General features: G+C 36.6%; 17 protein-coding genes and 1 pseudogene. 11 read left to right on the forward strand and 7 right to left on the reverse strand.

Annotated elements, in window-relative coordinates:
- Nucleotides 1-283: 283 nt before the first annotated feature.
- From BT999_RS04490 to BT999_RS04505, 4 genes are all read right to left on the reverse strand, one after another.
- Nucleotides 284-1,054 carry a toxin-antitoxin system YwqK family antitoxin gene (locus BT999_RS04490; RefSeq protein ID WP_084650587.1) on the reverse strand — a complete coding sequence of 257 codons (771 nt, stop codon included), beginning with the start codon at nucleotides 1,052-1,054 and terminating at the stop codon, nucleotides 284-286.
- A gap of 80 nt (nucleotides 1,055-1,134) precedes the next feature.
- The gene (locus BT999_RS04495) at nucleotides 1,135-1,761 is read right to left on the reverse strand and encodes a toxin-antitoxin system YwqK family antitoxin (RefSeq protein WP_072696564.1); all 627 of its coding nucleotides are present in this window, start codon (nucleotides 1,759-1,761) and stop codon (nucleotides 1,135-1,137) included.
- Between the two features lie 70 nt (nucleotides 1,762-1,831).
- Nucleotides 1,832-2,314: a toxin-antitoxin system YwqK family antitoxin gene (locus BT999_RS04500; RefSeq protein ID WP_072696565.1), complete on the reverse strand. Its 483-nt coding sequence runs from the start codon at nucleotides 2,312-2,314 to the stop codon at nucleotides 1,832-1,834.
- Between the two features lie 264 nt (nucleotides 2,315-2,578).
- Nucleotides 2,579-3,328 (reverse strand): M48 family metalloprotease, encoded by a 750-nt coding sequence (locus BT999_RS04505; protein ID WP_072696566.1) that lies wholly within the window; start codon nucleotides 3,326-3,328, stop codon nucleotides 2,579-2,581.
- A 311-nt stretch (nucleotides 3,329-3,639) separates the two neighbouring features.
- On the opposite strand from BT999_RS04505, the gene BT999_RS04510 reads away from it, so the two are divergent.
- The 6 genes and pseudogenes from BT999_RS04510 to pal all read left to right on the forward strand — a co-directional run bounded on the left by BT999_RS04510 (nucleotide 3,640) and on the right by pal (nucleotide 10,079).
- Nucleotides 3,640-5,178: a flagellar hook protein FlgE gene (locus tag BT999_RS04510; protein ID WP_072696567.1), complete on the forward strand. Its 1,539-nt coding sequence runs from the start codon at nucleotides 3,640-3,642 to the stop codon at nucleotides 5,176-5,178.
- Between the two features lie 119 nt (nucleotides 5,179-5,297).
- A pseudogene (locus BT999_RS04515) lies at nucleotides 5,298-5,465 on the forward strand (flagellar basal body rod C-terminal domain-containing protein); the annotation flags it as partial.
- 101 nt (nucleotides 5,466-5,566) lie between these two features.
- Complete coding sequence (locus BT999_RS04520; RefSeq protein WP_425429656.1) at nucleotides 5,567-5,752, forward strand: flagellar basal body rod C-terminal domain-containing protein; 186 nt, start codon at nucleotides 5,567-5,569, stop codon at nucleotides 5,750-5,752.
- 134 nt (nucleotides 5,753-5,886) lie between these two features.
- A complete protein-coding gene (gene selB, locus BT999_RS04525) occupies nucleotides 5,887-7,809 on the forward strand; it encodes a selenocysteine-specific translation elongation factor (protein WP_072696568.1) in 1,923 nt (640 codons plus the stop codon).
- An 85-nt stretch (nucleotides 7,810-7,894) separates the two neighbouring features.
- Nucleotides 7,895-9,331: a beta-barrel assembly-enhancing protease gene (locus BT999_RS04530; RefSeq protein WP_072696569.1), complete on the forward strand. Its 1,437-nt coding sequence runs from the start codon at nucleotides 7,895-7,897 to the stop codon at nucleotides 9,329-9,331.
- A 244-nt stretch (nucleotides 9,332-9,575) separates the two neighbouring features.
- Complete coding sequence (gene pal / locus BT999_RS04535) at nucleotides 9,576-10,079, forward strand: peptidoglycan-associated lipoprotein Pal (protein ID WP_072696570.1); 504 nt, start codon at nucleotides 9,576-9,578, stop codon at nucleotides 10,077-10,079.
- 359 nt (nucleotides 10,080-10,438) lie between these two features.
- Here pal and BT999_RS04540 read toward each other — a convergent pair whose 3' ends face one another.
- The 3 genes from BT999_RS04540 to BT999_RS04550 form a co-directional block, all read right to left on the reverse strand.
- The gene (locus tag BT999_RS04540; RefSeq protein ID WP_143145492.1) at nucleotides 10,439-12,643 is read right to left on the reverse strand and encodes a CHASE2 domain-containing protein; all 2,205 of its coding nucleotides are present in this window, start codon (nucleotides 12,641-12,643) and stop codon (nucleotides 10,439-10,441) included.
- Nucleotides 12,644-12,706: 63 nt separating this feature from the next.
- Nucleotides 12,707-14,734, reverse strand: a complete 2,028-nt coding sequence (locus BT999_RS04545) for an HD domain-containing phosphohydrolase (RefSeq protein ID WP_072696571.1) — start codon at nucleotides 14,732-14,734, stop codon at nucleotides 12,707-12,709.
- Between the two features lie 150 nt (nucleotides 14,735-14,884).
- Nucleotides 14,885-15,901, reverse strand: coding sequence for a glycosyltransferase family protein (locus BT999_RS04550; protein ID WP_072696572.1), 1,017 nt, complete (start codon nucleotides 15,899-15,901; stop codon nucleotides 14,885-14,887).
- A gap of 362 nt (nucleotides 15,902-16,263) precedes the next feature.
- On the opposite strand from BT999_RS04550, the gene BT999_RS04555 reads away from it, so the two are divergent.
- The 5 genes from BT999_RS04555 (at nucleotide 16,264) to BT999_RS04575 (ending at nucleotide 19,695) form a co-directional block, all read left to right on the forward strand.
- Nucleotides 16,264-17,145: a YicC/YloC family endoribonuclease gene (locus BT999_RS04555; RefSeq protein ID WP_072696573.1), complete on the forward strand. Its 882-nt coding sequence runs from the start codon at nucleotides 16,264-16,266 to the stop codon at nucleotides 17,143-17,145.
- Between the two features lie 3 nt (nucleotides 17,146-17,148).
- Entirely contained in the window at nucleotides 17,149-17,400 is a 252-nt protein-coding gene (locus tag BT999_RS04560) for a DUF370 domain-containing protein (RefSeq protein WP_072696574.1), read from the forward strand.
- 48 nt (nucleotides 17,401-17,448) lie between these two features.
- On the forward strand, nucleotides 17,449-18,075 hold the full coding sequence (gmk, locus tag BT999_RS04565) for a guanylate kinase (protein WP_072696575.1): 627 nt from the start codon (nucleotides 17,449-17,451) through the stop codon (nucleotides 18,073-18,075).
- 37 nt (nucleotides 18,076-18,112) lie between these two features.
- Nucleotides 18,113-18,808 (forward strand): orotidine-5'-phosphate decarboxylase, encoded by a 696-nt coding sequence (pyrF, locus tag BT999_RS04570; RefSeq protein ID WP_072696576.1) that lies wholly within the window; start codon nucleotides 18,113-18,115, stop codon nucleotides 18,806-18,808.
- Nucleotides 18,809-18,894: 86 nt separating this feature from the next.
- Complete coding sequence (locus BT999_RS04575; RefSeq protein ID WP_072696577.1) at nucleotides 18,895-19,695, forward strand: tetratricopeptide repeat protein; 801 nt, start codon at nucleotides 18,895-18,897, stop codon at nucleotides 19,693-19,695.
- Nucleotides 19,696-19,755: the final 60 nt, after the last annotated feature.

Consider the following 19,755-nt stretch of genomic DNA (forward strand, 5'->3'; position numbering starts at 1 on the left):
TTTTTATGAGATGATAAATAAATACAATGCCATGCAATTAAGACTAGCCTTAATTTATAACTGGTAATTTGATTAATCATCTAGCACTAGCTTATTACCAAAAGGATTCTATAATATTACTCAATTTAAATAAAGTATATATTTTTTAAAATTATATTTTCCTGCTGAAACAAATAAAAAAAGACAATGCCGTTTTAAAGCGGTACTGCCTAATTTTTATTGAAGGTTGTTTTTACATTTGCACGCACTAGAGTGGTTTATATTCTATTATTCGCTAAGTTAACTAGTCGCACTTAGGCATCTTTCCTATTTCAAAGTCTGCTAATTCTTGATCTGTCCAAGCTCTTGTTTTTCCATTTTTATTACAACAAATACCACTAACGACTAAATCATTTGCACATGAAATTTCGAATTCCAACTTGCCACTTTCGTTGTAGTACTTGGCAGTTCCCTCGAGCTTGCCAGCTACAAGTGGAATCTCAGTATTGATCTTGCCATTTTCGTAATAGCGTTTTTCAACTCCCTCTTGTTTATCTGCTACATATGGAAACTCACCTTTTAACCTACCACTTTCGTAGTATGCTTTTATAATTCCCTCTACTTTACCTGCTACATATGGAAACTCAAATCCGAGTGCACCACTTTCGTAATAGATTTTTTGAATTCCCTCTTTTTCACTTGCGACATATGGAGTTTCGGAGCTAAGATTACCACTTTCGTAGTAGAGTTTTTCAACTCCTTCTTTTTTACCTGCTACATATGGAACTTCGGAGCTAAGATTACCATTTTCGTAATAATTTTTACTAATTCCCTCTCTTTTATCAGCTACATATGGAATTTCGAAATGAATCTTTCCATTTTCCTCATAAGCACAACTCAGAGAAAAATCTCCTTGCTTAAAGTGATATAAATTCTCTTTTAGCAATTCATACTTTTTATCTTTTTTTACCGCTTCGAGAGTTTTCGGGCAGGACTCTTGTGAAAAAGCATTCGGGGTATTAATAGATAACAGGCAAAATAAACACAACGTAACTATCACAATAAAGTTTTTCATAAAGTCTGTCTCCTTGGGGGCTATGGGGTTTATTGGGTTTATTGGTTATATGTTTTATATTCTATTACTCGCTCAGTTAACTAATCGCACTTAGGCATCTCGCCCCTCATAAAGTCTCCTAATTCTTGATCTGTCAAAGATCTTGTTTCTCCATTTTTTTTATAACAAATACCACTAACTGCTAAATTATTTTCATATGAAATTTCGAATTCTAGCTTGCCACTTTCGTTGTAGTGTTTGAAAATTCCCTCTATCTTATCAGCGACAAATGGAATTTCAGCTTTGAGCTTGCCACTTTCATAATAAGATTTTCCCATTCCCTCTACTTTACCAGCAACATATGGGGTTTTTAGCAAAATTTTGCCGCTTGCGGAGTAGGATTTGAACATTCCCTCTTTTTTTCCTGCTACATATGGGTATTCAGATTTGAGCGTGCCATTTTCGTAATATTCTTTGCCAGTTCCTTCTACTTTACCATTTTTATATGGAATTTCATATCTCAGCGTTCCATTTGTTCTATAAGCACAACGCAGAGAAGATTCTGCTTGCTTAAATTCATATAAATTCTCTTTTACCAATTCATACCTTTTATTTTTTTGTACTTCTTCAATAGTTTTTGGACAGGACTCTTGTGAAAAAGCATTTGGGGTATGAATAGATAATAGGCAAAATAAACACAACGTAACTATCACAATAAAGTTTTTCATAAAGGCTGTCTCCTCGGGGTTATGAAGTTTATGGGGGCTATGGGTTTTATTCTATTATTCGCGATCTTAACTAATCGCACTTAGGCATCTTGCCGTTTCTAAAATCTGCTAATTCTTGATCTGTCAAAGCTCTTGTTTCTCCATTTGTCTTATAACAAATACCACTAACGGGTGAGCTATTTGCTAACACAATTTCGAATTCTAGCTTGCCATTTTCGTAATATCCTTTTGCAACCCCCTCTCGTTTACCTGCTACATATGGAGTTTCAGAGTTGATCTTGCCACTTTCGTAATATGCTTTCCAAATTCCCTCTATCTTATCAGCGACAAATGGAATTTCAGCTTCGAGCTTTTCAGTTTTTCCATAAAAACAACGCAGAGAAAAATCTGCTTGCTTAAATTCATATAAATTCTCTGTTACCAATTTATATTTTTTATCTTTTTTTACCTCTTCGAGAGTTTTTGGACAGGACTCTTGTGAAAAAGCATTTGGGGTATGAATAGATAATAGGCAAAATAAACACAACGTAACTATCACAATAAAGTTTTTCATAAAGGCTGTCTCCTAGGTGGCTATGGGTTTTATTGGGGTCTATGGGTTATATGGTTTATATGATTAATTTACTTATAAGCCTTTTAAAAAAAAGGCAATGACCTTGCACAATAGCCTTATTTACAAAACACTTTCCTTGCTTTTATTCTATAAGTGAATCAAAAACAAAAAAAAGACCGATAAATTAATATCGGTCTTTTAAGTTTTATCCTCTTTTATTCTCGTTTATATACGATTATAAAAAAGTATTAAATAATCAAATAATTACTTGCCTGCACGCATCTCTGCCATTTTGTCGGCACGTTTTGCAGAACCTGGGTGAGTTGAGAACCAAGCATCAACGCCAGATGAAGAGCTTTCCATATCAGCAAACTTACGCAAAGCTGTTTCAGCACCCTTGGTGTTTTTCTTATACTTTTTCATTAGCTCTAAACCATAAGCATCAGCTTTATATTCTTGGTCTTGAGAGAATTGAGCTTTTAAAAATGCTTCAGCTACTGCACCAAGTTCGGAAGCAGCTAACGCACCGGCAGTGCTGTTGCTGGCGGCAACACCTTTACGAGCGGCGGAAGCAGCATAAGCCAGTCTCATTTTATCCATAGTATCGCCACCTTTAACGTGACCGATTTCATGACCTAAAACGAAGAAAAGTTCGTCATCATTAAGCTTGTCCATTAAACCAGAATATACTCTAACAGAGCCATCAGGAGTAACGTTAGCATTAACTTCGTCGGTTAAATAAACTTTGTAGTTCATCTGTAAACCTTCAACATTTTTGAGGTTAGCGGCAACCTTGTTGAGGCGTTTAGTGTATTTGCTGTTTTTAGATGCAACTTTATTTTCTTTGTCGCCAGCTTCGCGCATTTGTTTAGACATGCTGATTACATCAGCTTCACTCAAGGTAGCGGCCTTATAGCCATCAGCAGCGGCATCTAAAGCCGTATTGGTGTTAACGACACAACCGCCAAAAGCGAACAAGCTGAAACTAAGGCACAAAAGTAATAATTTTTTCATGAAACCCTCCCAAAATAATTTTATATTTCTATACATGAATCAATAAAATATACAAGGGGGTTTTATAAAAAAAATATTAGGCACACATTATGCTTTTAATAACTCAGAAAAAGAAAAAAGGGAAAAATATTCCCACAAATTACTATTTCAGGCTGTTTTTTATCGGGGAAGAAAAAAGCGGCAATATCATTAAAAAATAGAACAGATGTTTATAACATATTGTTATTTTTATGTAATAATAAAAATTTCAACAAAAAACGTTATAAAAATCTTTTTAAGTGCAAGGACGCACAAAGGGGAAAATTAAGCAAATGATGAGTTCACTCTATGTAGGCGCCACCGGAATGAAAAGCCTTGGTGAAGGTTTGGCGGTAGTCTCAAATAACTTGGCAAACCAAAATACTGTTGGCTTTAGACGGGCCATGATGTTATATCAAGACCTTGGCAGTACCAATGTCCCAACCTCTTCAAACGGTATGACTAACTTTAGCCAAGCCGGTAAAGGGGTTACCCCCGGAATTGTAAGAACCATGTTTGAAAACGGTGGTTATGAATCAAGCACAACCGCAACCGATCTATCTATTACGGGAATAGGCTTTTTTGCGGTACAAAAGCCAGAATCCTCAGAAGTATATTATACCAGAGCCGGAAACTTTCGCTTTACCAAAGACGGCGACCTAATTACACCAAACGGCTTTAACCTAATGGGAAATAAAGTTGTCGATGGCGTTACTTCCGGAACTGCCGAACCAATAAAAATAGACTTTAGCAACACAAACGGCAGTCAAAACGTTATTCCACCAAAAGCAACAACAAATGCTGGTTTTATCTTAAATTTAGGCTTTGCCGAGAGTAAACAGATCACCAATGCAAGTAGCTTTACAGGGCTCTTATCTTCTTGGAATGGACAGACTGATACTAAAAATTTTGCCCAAATTTCCGACTATTCCACAGGGGTAAAAATTTATGACAGTGAAGGGAACCCCCAAATTGTCAATGGCTTCTTTAAATATGTTGGAGACGTGGCTGGCGGAAACAAAGCCTATGAATTTATCATGACCGTTGACCCTAAATCTGATACCAGAAGCGGAATACAAGGCACGAAAAGTGCGGGTATTTTGATGAGTGGAACAATCGTCTTTGATTCAGCCGGAAATATGAAAGATATGGCTGCGTTCGTGCCTGATGGTTCTCAAAACCCCGAAGATTTTACTACTTGGAAAAAGGCGGGAATGAATGCCCAAGGAGTGCCCGTTGCCAATATCAGCTTTAAGGGCAAAAATGCGGCTTCTACCGCAAGTCAAAACGTCGGAATAGATTTTGGAATGTCTTTTCCAAGCGGTTGGGATAACGCTATTGATAACCCCACCCAAATGAATACACTCGGACAAAATTGGGTATCAAACCCGACTCCGGGCAAGCTTGCAACACACAGCTCTACCGCATATAAAGGCACTTCAAGTTCAAAAGTTTCTCAAGACGGTTATACTACCGGCTATCTTTCAAGAGTAAGAATAGACCCCGACGGCTATCTTGTCGGACAATATACCAACGGAGAAAGCCAAAATCTTTACAGGATTCCACTAACCCGTTTTACCAGTCAAGATAACTTAACCCACAGCGGAAACAACCTTTTTTCAGCCTCTGACAGAGTTGGTAGCATTGAAGAAGGTTTTCCCGGAACAGAAAATTATGGGGCATTAACGGGTTATTCTTTAGAAACTTCAAACGTTGATATGACCACAGAGTTTGTTCAAATGATCGTAACTCAACGTGGCTTTCAAATGAACAGCAAGGTTGTTACAACCTCGGATCAAATGATTCAAAAGGCTTTAGAACTAAAACGCTAAAATATATTTAACGCTTAAAACTTGACCGCTATACAAAGTATTCATATTATGCTTTTATGGCGGTCATTTTTTATTTATAATCTTTATTATTTTTATGTTTTATCAAAAAATATACCCAAACAGAAAATTATGGGGCATTAACTGGTTATTCTTTAGAAACTTCAAACGTTGATATGACCACCGAGTTTGTTCAAATGATCGTAACTCAACGAGGCTTTCAAATGAACAGCAAGGTTGTTACAACCTCCGATCAAATGATTCAAAAGGCCTTAGAACTAAAACGCTAAAATATATTTAACGCTTAAAACTTGACCGCTATACAAAGTATTCATATTATGCTTTTATGGCGGTCAAGTTTTATTTATAATCTTTATTATTTTTATGTTTTATCAAAAAATATACCCAAACAGAAAATTATGGGGCATTAACGGGTTATTCTTTAGAAACTTCAAAAGTTGATATGACCACCGAGTTTGTTCAAATGATCGTAACTCAACGGGGTTTTCAAATGAACAGCAAGGTTGTTACAACCTCGGATCAAATGATTCAAAAGGCACTAGAACTAAAACGCTAAAATATATTTAACGCTTAAAACTTGACCGCTATACAAAGTATTCATATTATGCTTTTATGGCGGTCATTTTTCATTTATAATCTTTATTATTTTTATGTTTTATCAAAAAATATACCCAAAAGAAGGAAGTCTCCATGCCCGTAATTTTAGGTACTGCCGGTCATATCGACCATGGTAAAACCTCGCTGATCAATGCACTCACCGACATTAACTGCGATCGTTTAATCGAAGAAAAAAAACGTGGCATAACAATAGAGCTTGGCTTTGCCTTTTTAAACAACGACGACGGAGAACGCCTTAGTATCATAGATGTTCCCGGACATGAACGCTTTGTAAAAAACATGGTAGCGGGTGCAAGCGGCATTGACTTGGTGCTTTTAGTCATAGCGGCTGACGAAGGTATTATGCCCCAAACCAAGGAACACCTTGAAATTTGTTCTTTATTGGGAATAAAACAAGGGCTTATCGCTTTAACCAAAACAGATTTAGTTGAACAAGAATGGCTTGATTTGGTTCAAGAAGAAATAAAAGACTTTCTTAAAGGAAGCTTTCTGGAAAACGCCGATATTTTCCCCGTTTCCGTACAAACAGGTTCAGGTTTAGAGTCATTAAAAAAAGAACTGCTGACCAGAGAAAAAAACTTACGCAATAAAAAACGTAGCGACCTTTTTCGCCTGCCTATCGATAGAATCTTTTCATTAAAAGGACACGGAACCGTCGTAACCGGAACAATGATCGCAGGACAAGTTAAAAACGGTGAAGAATTAACTGTTTATCCAAAAGAAAAAAACACCAAAGTCCGTAGCCTGCACAGTCATGACAAAAACGTTGAAATAGCCGAAGCTGGGGGAAGAACAGCCATAAATTTAAGTAATTTGGAAGTAAGCGATATTCAAAAAGGCGAAGTTTTGGCTCGCCCTGATTCATTATTTCCCTCTTTACATTGGGATATTAAACTAACTTGTCTAAGCTCAACGCCCACTGCCATAAAACACAGAACCGAAATCCACTTTCACCACGGCACAAAAGAAACTCTTGCCCGTCTGTATTTTTTTGACCGAGATAAACTTAACCCCGGCGAAACGGCTTTATGTCAAGTTCGCTTTACTGAACCCATGGTCGGAGTTTTTGGAGATCGCTGTGTTATAAGGGCATATTCACCGCTTCGAACCATTGCCGGAGCCGAATTGTTAAATCCCCTATCTCTCGAGTTAAAGAAAAAAGACCCTCTCTTTCAAGAAAAAACCGAAAAATTATTACAACTTGGAAACGCAGAAGCAAAAGATTTAATTTTGATGCGTCTTGAGTTAGCAGAAAAACAAGGGCTTAATTATAATGAACTTTTAGCATTTACCAACCTTAACTCAAAAACGCTCGAAAAAGAACTCGCTTTATTAAACGGAAAACAAGAACTTTCCTGTTTTGACAAAGAGGAAAAACGCTATATTGCTCAAAGTATAGTGCAAGCTTTGGAAAATTCCGCCCTGAGTTTTATTAATGAATTTCATAAACAAAACCCTGCGAAAAACGGCTTGGGCAAAAATGAATTTTATTCCGGCTGGGGGGCTTCTTTATACCCTAAACTCTTACATTTTCTACTTGAGCGTTTATCAAAAAAGAAATTGCTTCATGTGGAAGGAGACTTGGTGCGGATTCCGTCTCACCAAGCAAAACTTGAAACAAATCAACAAGATATAAAAACAGCCCTCTTAAACATATATAAAGAGTCTGACAAAACACCATTAAACATAAAAGAAATTTTAGAAAGTCTTGCCTTAAATCAAAAAGAAGCTTTGCCCCTATTAAAAAATCTGCAAGATAGTGGCGAACTAGTTAAAATAAGCGACGAAATTTATTATTATCGTCCTGTTTTAGACAAAATTTGGGAAGCGGTAACAGCTTGGTTTGAAAGCAATGACGATTTGAATTTAGCTGTTTTAAAAGATTTAACAAGTCTTTCACGAAAATATTTGATTGCCCTGTTAGAATATTTTGACAGGGAAAAACTGACCGTGCGAGTGGGTGATAAACGCCTTCTCAGAGGCTCAAAAAAATAAACGACAAAACAAAATATTTGTGTATATAATCGTAAAAACTCAACGCAGTTTAACTTTGTAAAGCTCACAACAAAAGGTCAATATTATGAAAAATCAAACTTATACAATACTTACACAAAAAATACTTGTTTTTTTAATGCTGAACATTTTTATCATTACATCTATTTTCCCTTTGTCTGCAAAAGCCGATTTGTTTAGTTTCGGAATTAAAGACGAAATAGAACTGGGGCGACAATTTGATGTTATGGTAAGATCTCGCTTGCCTTTAATAGAAGACCCGGAAATAAAAAACTATGTGGAAGAGATGTTCCAAAAACTCTTAAAACAAGCTCCACCCCAACCCTTTGATTTTAAAGTTGCCGTTTTAAGAGATAGTGCAATGAACGCTTTTGCGGCTCCGGGCGGTTATCTTTTTTTACATACGGGTCTTATTATGAATATGGACTCAGAAAGCGAAGTTGCCGCCGTGCTTGCCCATGAATTAGCCCACGCAACCCAACGACATATCGCAGGACGCATAGAACACGGAAAAAAAATGACTGCCTTAACCTTGGTCGGAGCTTTAGCCGCCGCCATATTTGGACAAGGCGAGGCTAAAGGGGCGGGCGTCGCCGGTTCTATGGCCCTCGGACAATCGTCCATGCTCAGTTACTCCAGAGCCGATGAAGACGAAGCAGACCAAATTGGCTTTAAATATTACGTTGACGCAGGCTATAAACCAGAGGGAATGGTAGATGCCTTTAAAAAAATGCAACGCAGGCAATGGGCAACGGGAAGAAGCATTCCCGCCTATCTCTCTACTCACCCTTCAATTAGCGAGCGTATCAAAGACATAGAAGCAAGGGTAAGACAGCTTCCCAAAGCGATCCAAAACAGAAAAGAAGATAACGCTCAATTTTGGCGTATCCAAACGTTAATAACCGCAAAATATGCCGACAAAGAATTAGCCTTGGCTCGTTTTAATGAAATTTTACAAAGTGGAACAGAACAACAAAAATGCCTCGCCAAGTTAGGAATGGCAATAGTTTTATCACGCCAAAACAAGGTTAAAGAGGCTAATGAGTTTTTCAACAAGGCTCTACAATGTAGCCCGAATGACAATATGGCAATTAGAGAATTTGGTATTTTTAACTATTATAAAGGAAATATAAAAGAGGCGGAAAAATATCTTAACTTAGCACTCGCCAAAAACCCAAGAGATATTTTAACAAACTTTTATTACGGAAGACTTCAGGCCGATAATGGAAACTTAAAAGAAGCGGAACAACTTTTTAAAGAAGTTTTGCGTTATTTGCCCAATGACCCTGATGTACATGAAGCAATCGCCAAAGTATTCGGCAGTAAAGGCGAAATGTTTAAAGCCAATCTACATTTAGCTTACAGCTATGTTTATCAAAACAATCGAAAAAAATATGAGGCTCAACTTGTTAAATTAAAAGAGCTGGCAAAGACCCAAAATGAAAAAGATGAAACCGATAAAATAGAAAATATTATGACAGAAAGAAAAAAATACATAAGATAATTTATTACAATATGTTAACGATAAAAAAACAACTTTTAACCGCAACTCTAAACATATTTGACGTTTAAATATTTTGAAAATTAAGTAAAAAATATGATTTTAGTCAAAAAAATTAAACTTATTCCTTGACAAATTTCAACATATAGATAAGCATTACTAAGAATATTACAGACGTTGTAGCTAAATATTTCGTCTTGGTATTTATATTATAACTTTATATTTTTTGCTGTTTGCAGGAGGTCTTATGAATAAAGCATTACGTTATGCTTTTATGGCTGTTATGTTGTTGGCGATGGCTGTTGCTACTGGTTGTGCCAAAAAAGTTGGTACTGATACCCCTACTGGTGAAGGTGGCGGATATACCCAAGCTGATGTTGAAAATGCAAGAAAAGTTCAAGCTGTTCTTTCTAATAAAACTATTTACTTTGCATTTGATCGCTATGAAATCAAACCTGAAGGAAAAGAAGCCCTTAACCAAAGTGCTGCTTTAATTAAACAATTCCCAATCGTGCGTGTACTTATCGAAGGCCACACAGATAACCGCGGAACTGCTGAATACAACTTAGCGTTGGGTGAGCGTCGTGCCCGTGCTGCTTACGAATATTTAGTTAACTTAGGTGTTAGACCTGAGCAACTAGAAATGGTTAGCTACGGTAAAGAACGTCCAGCCGTTGAAGGTAACAACGAATCCGCTTGGGCTAAGAACCGTCGTTGCGAATTCCGCGTTGTGTTCCCACCTATCAACTAAGAATTTAAAAAGTTTCTAAAATCAACAAAAAAAGCACTCGTTTAATTGCGGGTGCTTTTTTTATTGGCTAAATATTTTTTAATGCAATCAAATTTTAATACAATCAAAGACTATTCACTGTAGTCTTTAACAAGCGAGTTATATCTCTTTAACAAATACATTGCAAAACTAGGTTTTGCGTGTTTTTCATCGTTTTAAGCTCTGTATACAAATAACATAAAACGTCTTAAGCCACTGTAAGACTATTATGCAATAGCCTCAACATCACAAGACTTTAATTATTAACGATTTATTATGACCTTAAGATGATAATTAAGGAAAAGAGAGTAACAAAGAGAAAAGCCCTCGTCTTATAATTTCTATTTAATACTTAAAACCCAAACTCCGTCCCAATTTTCAGGTGGATTGGCGAGTAGTTTTTTAGTGCGTTCAACATACAATTCATAAATATAGGTTGTGGGGAATTTTTCTCTTAAGGCTTCAAAATCAATTAAGGCATCTTCAAAGTTACCCTTTTGATAACTATCAATAGCAGTATCCCAAGTTTTCAACTCTTCTTCCCGCTTTTTTGCTTCTTCGAGTGTCATGGGAATATAAACGGCTATAGGCTGTTGTTTCCCCTTTACCCTTAAAACATCTAAAAACTGAAACCCAAAGTGAGATTCACACTCTTCTTTTGTTATACTGCTAATAACTATTCCTGCTTGATAAATAGCACAAAGCCCTTCTATACGTGAAGCCAAGTTTACGTTATCGCCAATAATCGTATAGTTTAAAAGGTCAGCAGACCCCATATTTCCAACATAAACTTTACCTGTATGAACCCCTACGCCCATAGACATAGTTAAACCAAAGTCTGTTGCAAGTTCAACATTCAACTTTTCCAAGTTTTCATGCAGTTTAATGGCAGTTTCCACAGCCTTAACCGCATGATAAGGAACAGGCACGGGAGCGTTCCAAAAACACATCAGAGAATCACCGATAAATTTATCTAAAGTACCGCTGTTCTCACGCACCAAAGCCGTCATAGGAGTAAAATATCGATTAAGCAGATTAACCACCTGTTCTGGTTTTAAACTCTCAGACATTGCGGTAAAACGGCGGATATCAGTAAACATGATCGTTACGTTGCGTTCCTCACCGGCAAAAATATTACCTTGTAACTTTGTAATACGTTTAACGATTTCCGGAGAAACATAACGAGAAAACGTATTGTATAAAAAGGCTTTTTGTCTTTCTGCCTGCCAAAAACGTAAAAACAAAATAAAAACACCTTGCGAACCTATTGTAATAAGCCCGTATAAAGGCGAAAGGTAATAACCTTGTATAAAGTAATAGCGGCTGATAAAAACAATACTGCCCGCCATAAACAAACCAACGAGCATATATACATAAGGACGTGCAAAACCAAAAATAAATATCGAAATTATACCGGAAATAAATATGATTAAAACTTGAACAACATGCACCCAAGGAATATCTTGAATAAATTTTTGAGCAAGAACTGCGTCCAACAAAGTTGCGTGAATCTCAATTCCGGGATAAAAAGTATCAAACGGAGTCGCCCTAATATCCAACAACCCCGGGGCAGACGTTCCCACAAAAGCAACAGCCCCCTTTAATATAGTAGGGTCAACCTTATCTTGCAAAACATCTTTTGCACTAATATAAGTATAGGTTTTGTGAGGTCCTTGGAAGGGTAAAAGAAACTCACCCTCAGGACTAAGCGGAATAGTATAAGCTCCGACACGCACAGATTCAATGCCCTCAGGATTCATATTCACAGTGAGTTTTTTTGCTCCCAAAGCCAACATCAAAACCCGTAAAGACAAAGAAGAATAAACTTCATCATTCCATTTAAACAACAGAGGAACACGCCGAACTATTCCATCGCTATCAGGCGAAACATTAATAAAACCAATAGGAGCATTGTTCCAAAAGCTTTCTAAAGGCAGGGTCGCCGAACTGATATTTAAAACACTGGACTCAAACTCTTTTGCACCTTGACTTCCCTTTATAATCAAATTAACTGAGCCGGGCATATCTAACGCCTCAGACGGTTTTGTTTTTTCAAAGTGTGCATAAGCCCCTAAAACGCTTGGAGTATCTTTTAGCGTTTTTGCTAACATTTGATCGTAATCAAGCATAGCTTGGGGAAAACCCTGAAGGTTTAGATTAAGATTTTCATGTTCTTTCAGATATTTTTTTATACTGGTCGGAGAAGAACGGTCGGGTTCAGAAAATAAAATATCTAAGGCTATCGCCGAAACACCTTGTTCTTTAAGCTTAATCAAAAGATTAGAAACCAAATAACGTGGCCAAGGCCATTGACCATATGCGTCAAGAGAGGCTTCATCAATATCAATAACAACCGGAACCGCCGTTAGTGCCTCACGCTTTGCCAGTGGCAACAAGGTATCATAAACCTTAAAATCAAATTGACGGATAAGAGAAACTTGAGAAATATATAAAGATATAAGTATAAAAATAATCGCTAAGCCACTAAAAATAATTGAAACCCATCTAAGTCTCAACAATCTCATTAAACTTCTAAAAAAATACATAAACCAGCCTAAATTATGAGTTAATAACGCTTTTATAAGCTGTTATATGTTTTGCCACAACACCTAAGCAGTTGCAACATCAGGAAAGCGTTCATAAATCTTATGAATCAAATCAAAAATATCGTTAAAACATTCTACTAATAAAGGGTCAAAGTGTTGCCCCGCTTCTCTGTTTAAAAAAAGTCTTGCTTCTTCAAAACTCCAAGCGTTTTTATAACAACGAGACGAAACGAGTGCATCAAAAACATCGGCAATAGCGGCAATTCTGGCAACTAGCGGAATAGATGTTCCTTCAAGTCTATCAGAGTCGTCTGAGCCAACGTAACCTTGTCCATTCCATTTCTGGTGATGGTGTAGGGCAACGTCGTGTGCCAGTTCGGTAATATCTTTTGTTTCGCTACTTAATAAAGAAGCACCGAGTCTGGTATGATTACGCATTGTTATATATTCTTCCTCGGTCAAGCGGGCTTTCTTTTTAAGAATAAGGTCGCTTATTCCCACCTTTCCAACATCGTGTAACATACTTGCCAGACGAATTTGCCCTTTAAAAAAGCGAATTTCATCAGGTGTTTTTTGGTGTTTTTCTGCCCAACGTTGATAGAGTTCTGCGGAAATAGCACCAACACGTTCCGCATGAGGACCGGTTTCAGTTGGATCATGAATGGCAATTACTTTTAACATACGATAAATGTTTTTACGCAAAATTCCACTTATTTCCAGAACATTCGCGGCTTCTCTAGCAAGTAGACGCACGTTATTTTCCATATTAATGTCAAAAGCCTGTATTTTTTTAGAACGAGGGTTTATACTGTTAATAAGTTGTAAAACACCCAACAAGTTTTTATTCCTGTCAAAAAATGGCATGACCAACATTGATTTTGACTGATAGCCGGTTGCTTTATCAAAACTATCATTAAAATGATAAGGCAAATCTTTAGGCAAAGTTTCAACATCGGGAATATTAAGAGTTTTTCCCGTACTGGCAACATAACCGGCGATTGAATCAAGAGAGATAGGAAGACGCACGTTTACATAAGCATGTTTATATGAACTATCAGCAGGGAAAAGCGTATCATTATGTGTATAGGCAAAAACCAGTTGATTATTTTCAACCAGAAAAACAGTTCCCGCATCAGCCTGTGTAATTTCCCTGCTTGTTGCTAAAATACGATCTAAGATAATACTTTCATCTTTATGAATTCCAAGATTTTCTACGAACTCAAACATCCAATCGCTACGTTGAGGAATAAAAGAGGTATCTTTTTTGGGAATAAATCTTAAACCTTCTTTAGCAACATAAACTCGGTTATATAAATCACTGCTTCCGCTTGTCTTTGGCATAACGGTATCTTGCAAATCATCAAGTTCTTTATCGCTTCTATCTTGCATATGATGAGATAAAACCAAACAAGGAACCTTTGCTCTGGCTGCAAGTTCAACCCAATCTTCCCACTTGGAATGCCCCCAACCTTCGTGGTAATCATCTTTTCCATAAGCGGCATCAACAACGGCAACATCTATGCGAGAAAGCAGTTCGAAAGTATTTGAACGCACAACAGGATCACTTGTAATCTCATGATCACCACTATATAAAAAAACAGATTCATCGGCATAAACTTTATAAGCAACACTACCACCGGGGTGGTTACCTAAAAAGGGTTTAACCTTAATCGGATTATTTTTTCTTTTAGAAACATTAATTACTTTTCCGGGCGTAACAATATGTTGAACAATCTTACTGCGAAGTTGTTTAAACATTACGGGAAAAGTTTTTCCATCAAAAAAGTTTTTTACCACTCTTTTTAAAGAAGCAGGTACATACACATGAATTGTCCAATTTGGGTTATGAATAGGTTTAAAAAAACCCAAACCCTGAATATGGTCTGCGTGTCCATGACTTAAAAAAAGATGACAAACCCCGCTATCAGGCAAGGTTGTTCCTAAATGATGCAAGCCGGAACCCGCATCAAAAATTAACAAGTCATTATTGTCTGTGCGAACTTCAATACAAGTAGTATTCGCACCATAAAACTGTGTTGTCGGAGATGGGCTTGATATACTTCCGCGTACGCCCCAAAGGACTATTTCCATAATTACAACCCCTCTTTAGCCAAGATTTTTAAATATATAACTAAAAACTATCGATTAAACTAAATAATTTCAAACAATAAACCTGAATTTTTTAAATATTTATATCTAATATTATACAGCCAGAAAAATAACAATCACAGAATACACTTTTTAATACTTTTTGCCAGCTTTTAAATAAGCTTTTTGACGAATAAAATCAGAAGATTTTTCCGCAAGAAGCAAATATAACATTTTTAAATAAGCGTTATGAATAAACTCTTTTGACGATAAACGTTTTTGGATAAGAGAATCGGCAACCCCGTTAAAAACTATTTTTTCTATTTGCTCCGAAAGAAACTTTACTCTGTGTTGTGGTCTATGACTTTCATTAACTTTGTTATACCCACTTTCAGCGACAAGCTTACACAACTCTGGATTTTCCAATAAAAATTTTATTTTTTGTGCGGTCTCTTCTATATTACCCGGGTCATATCCAAAAAAATCTTTTTCAGGTTCAAAAAGTTCGGTTAAACCATGTTTTATCAAGGGTGTTAACAAAGGTTTTTTACAACCCAAAACCTCAAATACTCTAAAATTAAGTTCATCATGATCACAAAAGTTTAAAACCAAATCAGAGTTGGCATATAAATCGGGAAAAGAGCCTTGCTCTTGCAGGTGTAACTCAGGACACTGTTCTTTTAAGGCGTTAAAAAAATCTACACGCCTCGGTTTAAGCTCGGGATTCAAATTACCCACAAAAATTGCTCGGTATTTTGGTAAAAGCGGATCAGGATCTAGAGGAATAGACCGTAAAGAGGCACAAGGCGGGAACCAAAAGACTTGTTCATTACTCAGACGTTTATTTAAAAATTCCGCAAACTGATCTTTTAAACTGATAAAACACAAATCAAAACCTTGGGCATAAAAAGGATACCAAGAATGAATATGGGTATCAATCGCATAAAAAACCGTTAAACAAGGAAATTCTTCAAGGTTGACCAAAGGCGGAGGCGTACTATAATCGGCTAAAACTACAATATCAGGCGTAAAACCGACCCTTTCAACCAGCTCATTCCAATTATAAACGCCCGGATCTGAATAAGGGATATGAAAAAAATCAAAGTATGGGGGAAAATAGTCTAAAGGAAAATAAAGATGACCAATCCAAGCGATTTTCATTTTTTTCATAAACGACTATAACTATCCTGATTTGTTAAAAGAAAAAGCCTCTGACAACTCTTTTTAAATAAATTATCGGGCTTGATAATAACACAAACAACAGAATTGCACAAGGCTATTTATTAGAAAGATATAAACAAATATAAGTAATTTTGCGACTTAAGACGTTTTATACTATGTGTATACAAAACATAAAACGAGAAAAAACACGTAAAACAGAGGGTTGCAGTTCTCTTACTTTAAAACAAAAGCATAAATTAAATATTAAAACTTGCTAAGAACAAGAGAGTATCTTATATTTTGGTAAATTTTTTATTTATTAAACTTACTATACTTTAAACTCTAAATAATTCAAATAAGATCGGAGTACCATGTTAAAAAGCATGACCGGATTTGGTCGCTATTCTCAAGAAGAAGAAAAATGTGTGCAAACTTGGGAAGTACGTAGCGTAAATAGTCGCTATCTTGATATAAAGTGGCGTCTGCCTCAATGTGTTAGGTCCTTTGAACCAATCTTTGAAAAAACTTTAAGGCGTTTTGCACAAAGAGGACGTTTGGAAGTCTCTTTAAGCCTTCAATTCAATAATAATTATTCAGACGTCTTAACGTTTAACGACAATGCGGCATCAAGTATTTTAGATCGTCTAACGCTTTTTGCCAAAGAACGTGGTCATATTTATACACCTGATTATAACCGTCTCTTAGGCCTGTCTCATTTATGGGAAACAGACAACTTAAGCAACAACGAAGAATTATCAGACAATCTTGTTCAAGGTTTAGAAGCCGCCTTAACCGATTGGAACGACGCAAGATTAAGCGAAGCAAAAACTTTATCAAGCGATATTTTATCACGCATTATCCGCATGGAAGAATGGCTTGATCTTATTATTGAAAGGGCTCCGGAAATAAAAGAAGAAAGATTTTCAGCGGTTAAAGAGAGAATTGGCGAAATCTTGGCAAATCATCAACAAGAATTGGACGAAGGGCGTTTTTTACAAGAAATCACCCTGCTTGCCGATAAACTTGATGTAAGTGAAGAATTAACTAGACTTTCCTCTCACTTAGAACGCTTGAGAGAACTCTTAAGCCTCGGAAATGATGCCGGAAGAAGGCTTGACTTTACCATGCAAGAATGTTTCAGAGAAATAAATACCTGTGGAAATAAAATTCAAGATGTGCAAATATCCAGAATAGTTGTTGACTTTAAAAATGAACTTGAAAAATGTCGTGAACAAGTTCAAAACTTGGAGTAAGGTGTGGCGGAATATAAGCTCTTAAACATAGGCTTTGGGAATGCCGTTTTAATCTCAAGAATTATCAGCATAATAAACCCAAACTCTTCTCCGGCTAAAAGGCTTAGAGAAGACGCAAAAGATGAATCAAGGTTAATTGACGCAACCCAAGGGCGTAAAACCAGAGCTGTTATCATAACTGATTCAAATCACATTATTTTATCAGCAATACAAGCCGAAACACTCGCACAACGTTTAGTACAAGACGGAAACTAATAAAATTTTAACCTCTCTAACTTATCTTATCTCTTTTTAGGGTGTTTTATGAATACTGTTGACAGAAAAGGAATAGCCTTAATAATTTGTGCACCTTCGGGAGCGGGAAAAACAACCCTTACAAAAAGGTTACTAAGCGAATTTCCACGTTTTGTTTTTTCCGTCTCTTATACAACTCGACCGCCTCGCCCCCACGAAGTTCATGGCAAAGATTATTATTTTGTTACGAAAGAAGAATTTTCAAACCTGATTAATGAAAATTATTTCGCAGAATGGGCAACAGTACACGGGAACTATTACGGAACCCCCCTGCAAAACACTATAAACACCCTTGCTGACGGTAATGATATTTTGTTTGATGTTGATGTCCAAGGTGCAAGGCAAATAAAAGCCAGCTTAAAAAATCTTGGGCGTTATGTGTTTGTCCTACCACCTTCAAGAAGAGTCTTGGAACAAAGACTGCGTTCAAGAGGAACAGATTCCGATGAAGTAATCGCAAGACGTCTATCCGTTGTTACTAAAGAAATAGCTGATGCGCCTCTTTTTGATTGTGTTATTATTAATGATGATATTAAAACCGCTTACGATGAGTTACGCTCGGCTTATATTGCGGCTACCCTTGCCCCCGTTTGTCGCTCTCACTTTTTAAACGACTTGTTAAAACAATGGTCATAAAAAATATTTATCAAATAAACCGCTTAAGAGACAATAGATGAAAACAGAACTTATTATCGCTCTCGATTACCCAAGTGCAAGTAAGGCTCTCGCCCTTGCTGAAACTTGCAAAGATTTAAACCCAAAACCCTTACTTAAAATTGGTTTGCAACTTTATGTTGCCGAAGGCCCGACCCTTATCAAAAAACTAAAACAAATGGGCTTTAAAATATTTTTGGATTTAAAATTTTATGATATACCCAATACTGTCGCCTCGGCAATACAATCTGCCATAACTTTGGGCGTTGACATTATAGATATTCACCTCAGTGGCGGCGAAAAAATGGCGAAAGCGGCCGTTAACGCTTTAAATTTAAACTTGGAAAAAACTCAAAAACGCCCTCTTCTCTTTGGAGTTACAATATTAACCAGCGAAGAAAACACAGACCCACAAAAAATAGTAAAAATGGCACAAAACGCAAAAGATTGGGGGCTTGATGGAGTTGTTTGTTCCGCAATGGAAGCAACAGCAGTCAAAGAGCAGTGTGGCAACAATTTTCTTTGTTTAACACCGGGAATACGCCTTGCCAATAACAACAAAGATGATAAAAATCATGATCAAGTCAGGGTTATGACTCCTCAAGAAGCAATTAAAGCCGGTTCAAACTTTTTGGTTGTCGGTCGCCCCATCACCCAAGCTGAAAACCCAAAGCAAATAGTTCAAGAAATTTTAACAATTATTTCCAATAATTAAATTTAAGTTTAAATTATATAACAACAAATTAAAAAACATGTTAAGGTGCTTTATTCTTACAACCTAAAAGCAAAAAGAGAAAAAATATGTCAGAAGAACAAAAAAATAATGACGGCTATGTAAAAATAAAAGGTATCTTTTCCTCTCAAGAGGTAAAAAAAGTCGGAACAGGCACAACATCACGAAAAACTATTCAAAAAGCGTTTTGGGACGCTATTGAACAAGATTCAGGCAATATCGAAGTTCAACCGCTAAACTCAAATTATATACCATCAGGACCAAAACGCACTATTCCGCGTGATGAATTTTTAACTAAATTTTCTCCCGAACCTGAATTTTATACCGTCAATGTCTTACCCAAAATACGCGAAATCAATAAAACAATCGCCAGAGCCGATAGACACCGTGCCAACGGCGAAAGTTTTAGTGCCGAAATGGAATATAGCTCGGCGTTAAAAATAGACGAAGAAAATATTAGAGCAAACTTCGGACTCGGCCTTACTTATCTTGATCGAGGCGATACGGGAAAAGCCGATAATATTTTTGAAAGATTGGTTAAATTAGACGGAGCGTTTGAACAAGAACACAAACACCTCTTTAATGAGTTTGGAATTTCGCTAAGAAAAAACAAAATGATTGACCAAGCCGTTGATTATTATAAAAGAGCAATAGAAATCTCGCCTGATGACGAAAATTTATCCTGCAATATGGGGCGTGCTTATCTTGAAAAAGAAGACTACAGCAATGCGGCAATACACTTTATCAAAGCACTCGAACTTGACCCCAAACATGAAATCGCCGCTAAAGCCGTTATGTGGCTACAGGCAAAAAACTTTTTAAATCCGGAACAAAAAAAGAAGATAGAGTCCATTTTGCCCCAAAGCTAAGTTAATTTCACAAAATACATACCGTTGTCTTCAAAAAGCTTGATATATAAAAAGGTGAAT

This window comes from Desulfovibrio litoralis DSM 11393, from assembly GCF_900143255.1.
Lineage (GTDB): Bacteria > Desulfobacterota > Desulfovibrionia > Desulfovibrionales > Desulfovibrionaceae > Frigididesulfovibrio_A > Frigididesulfovibrio_A litoralis.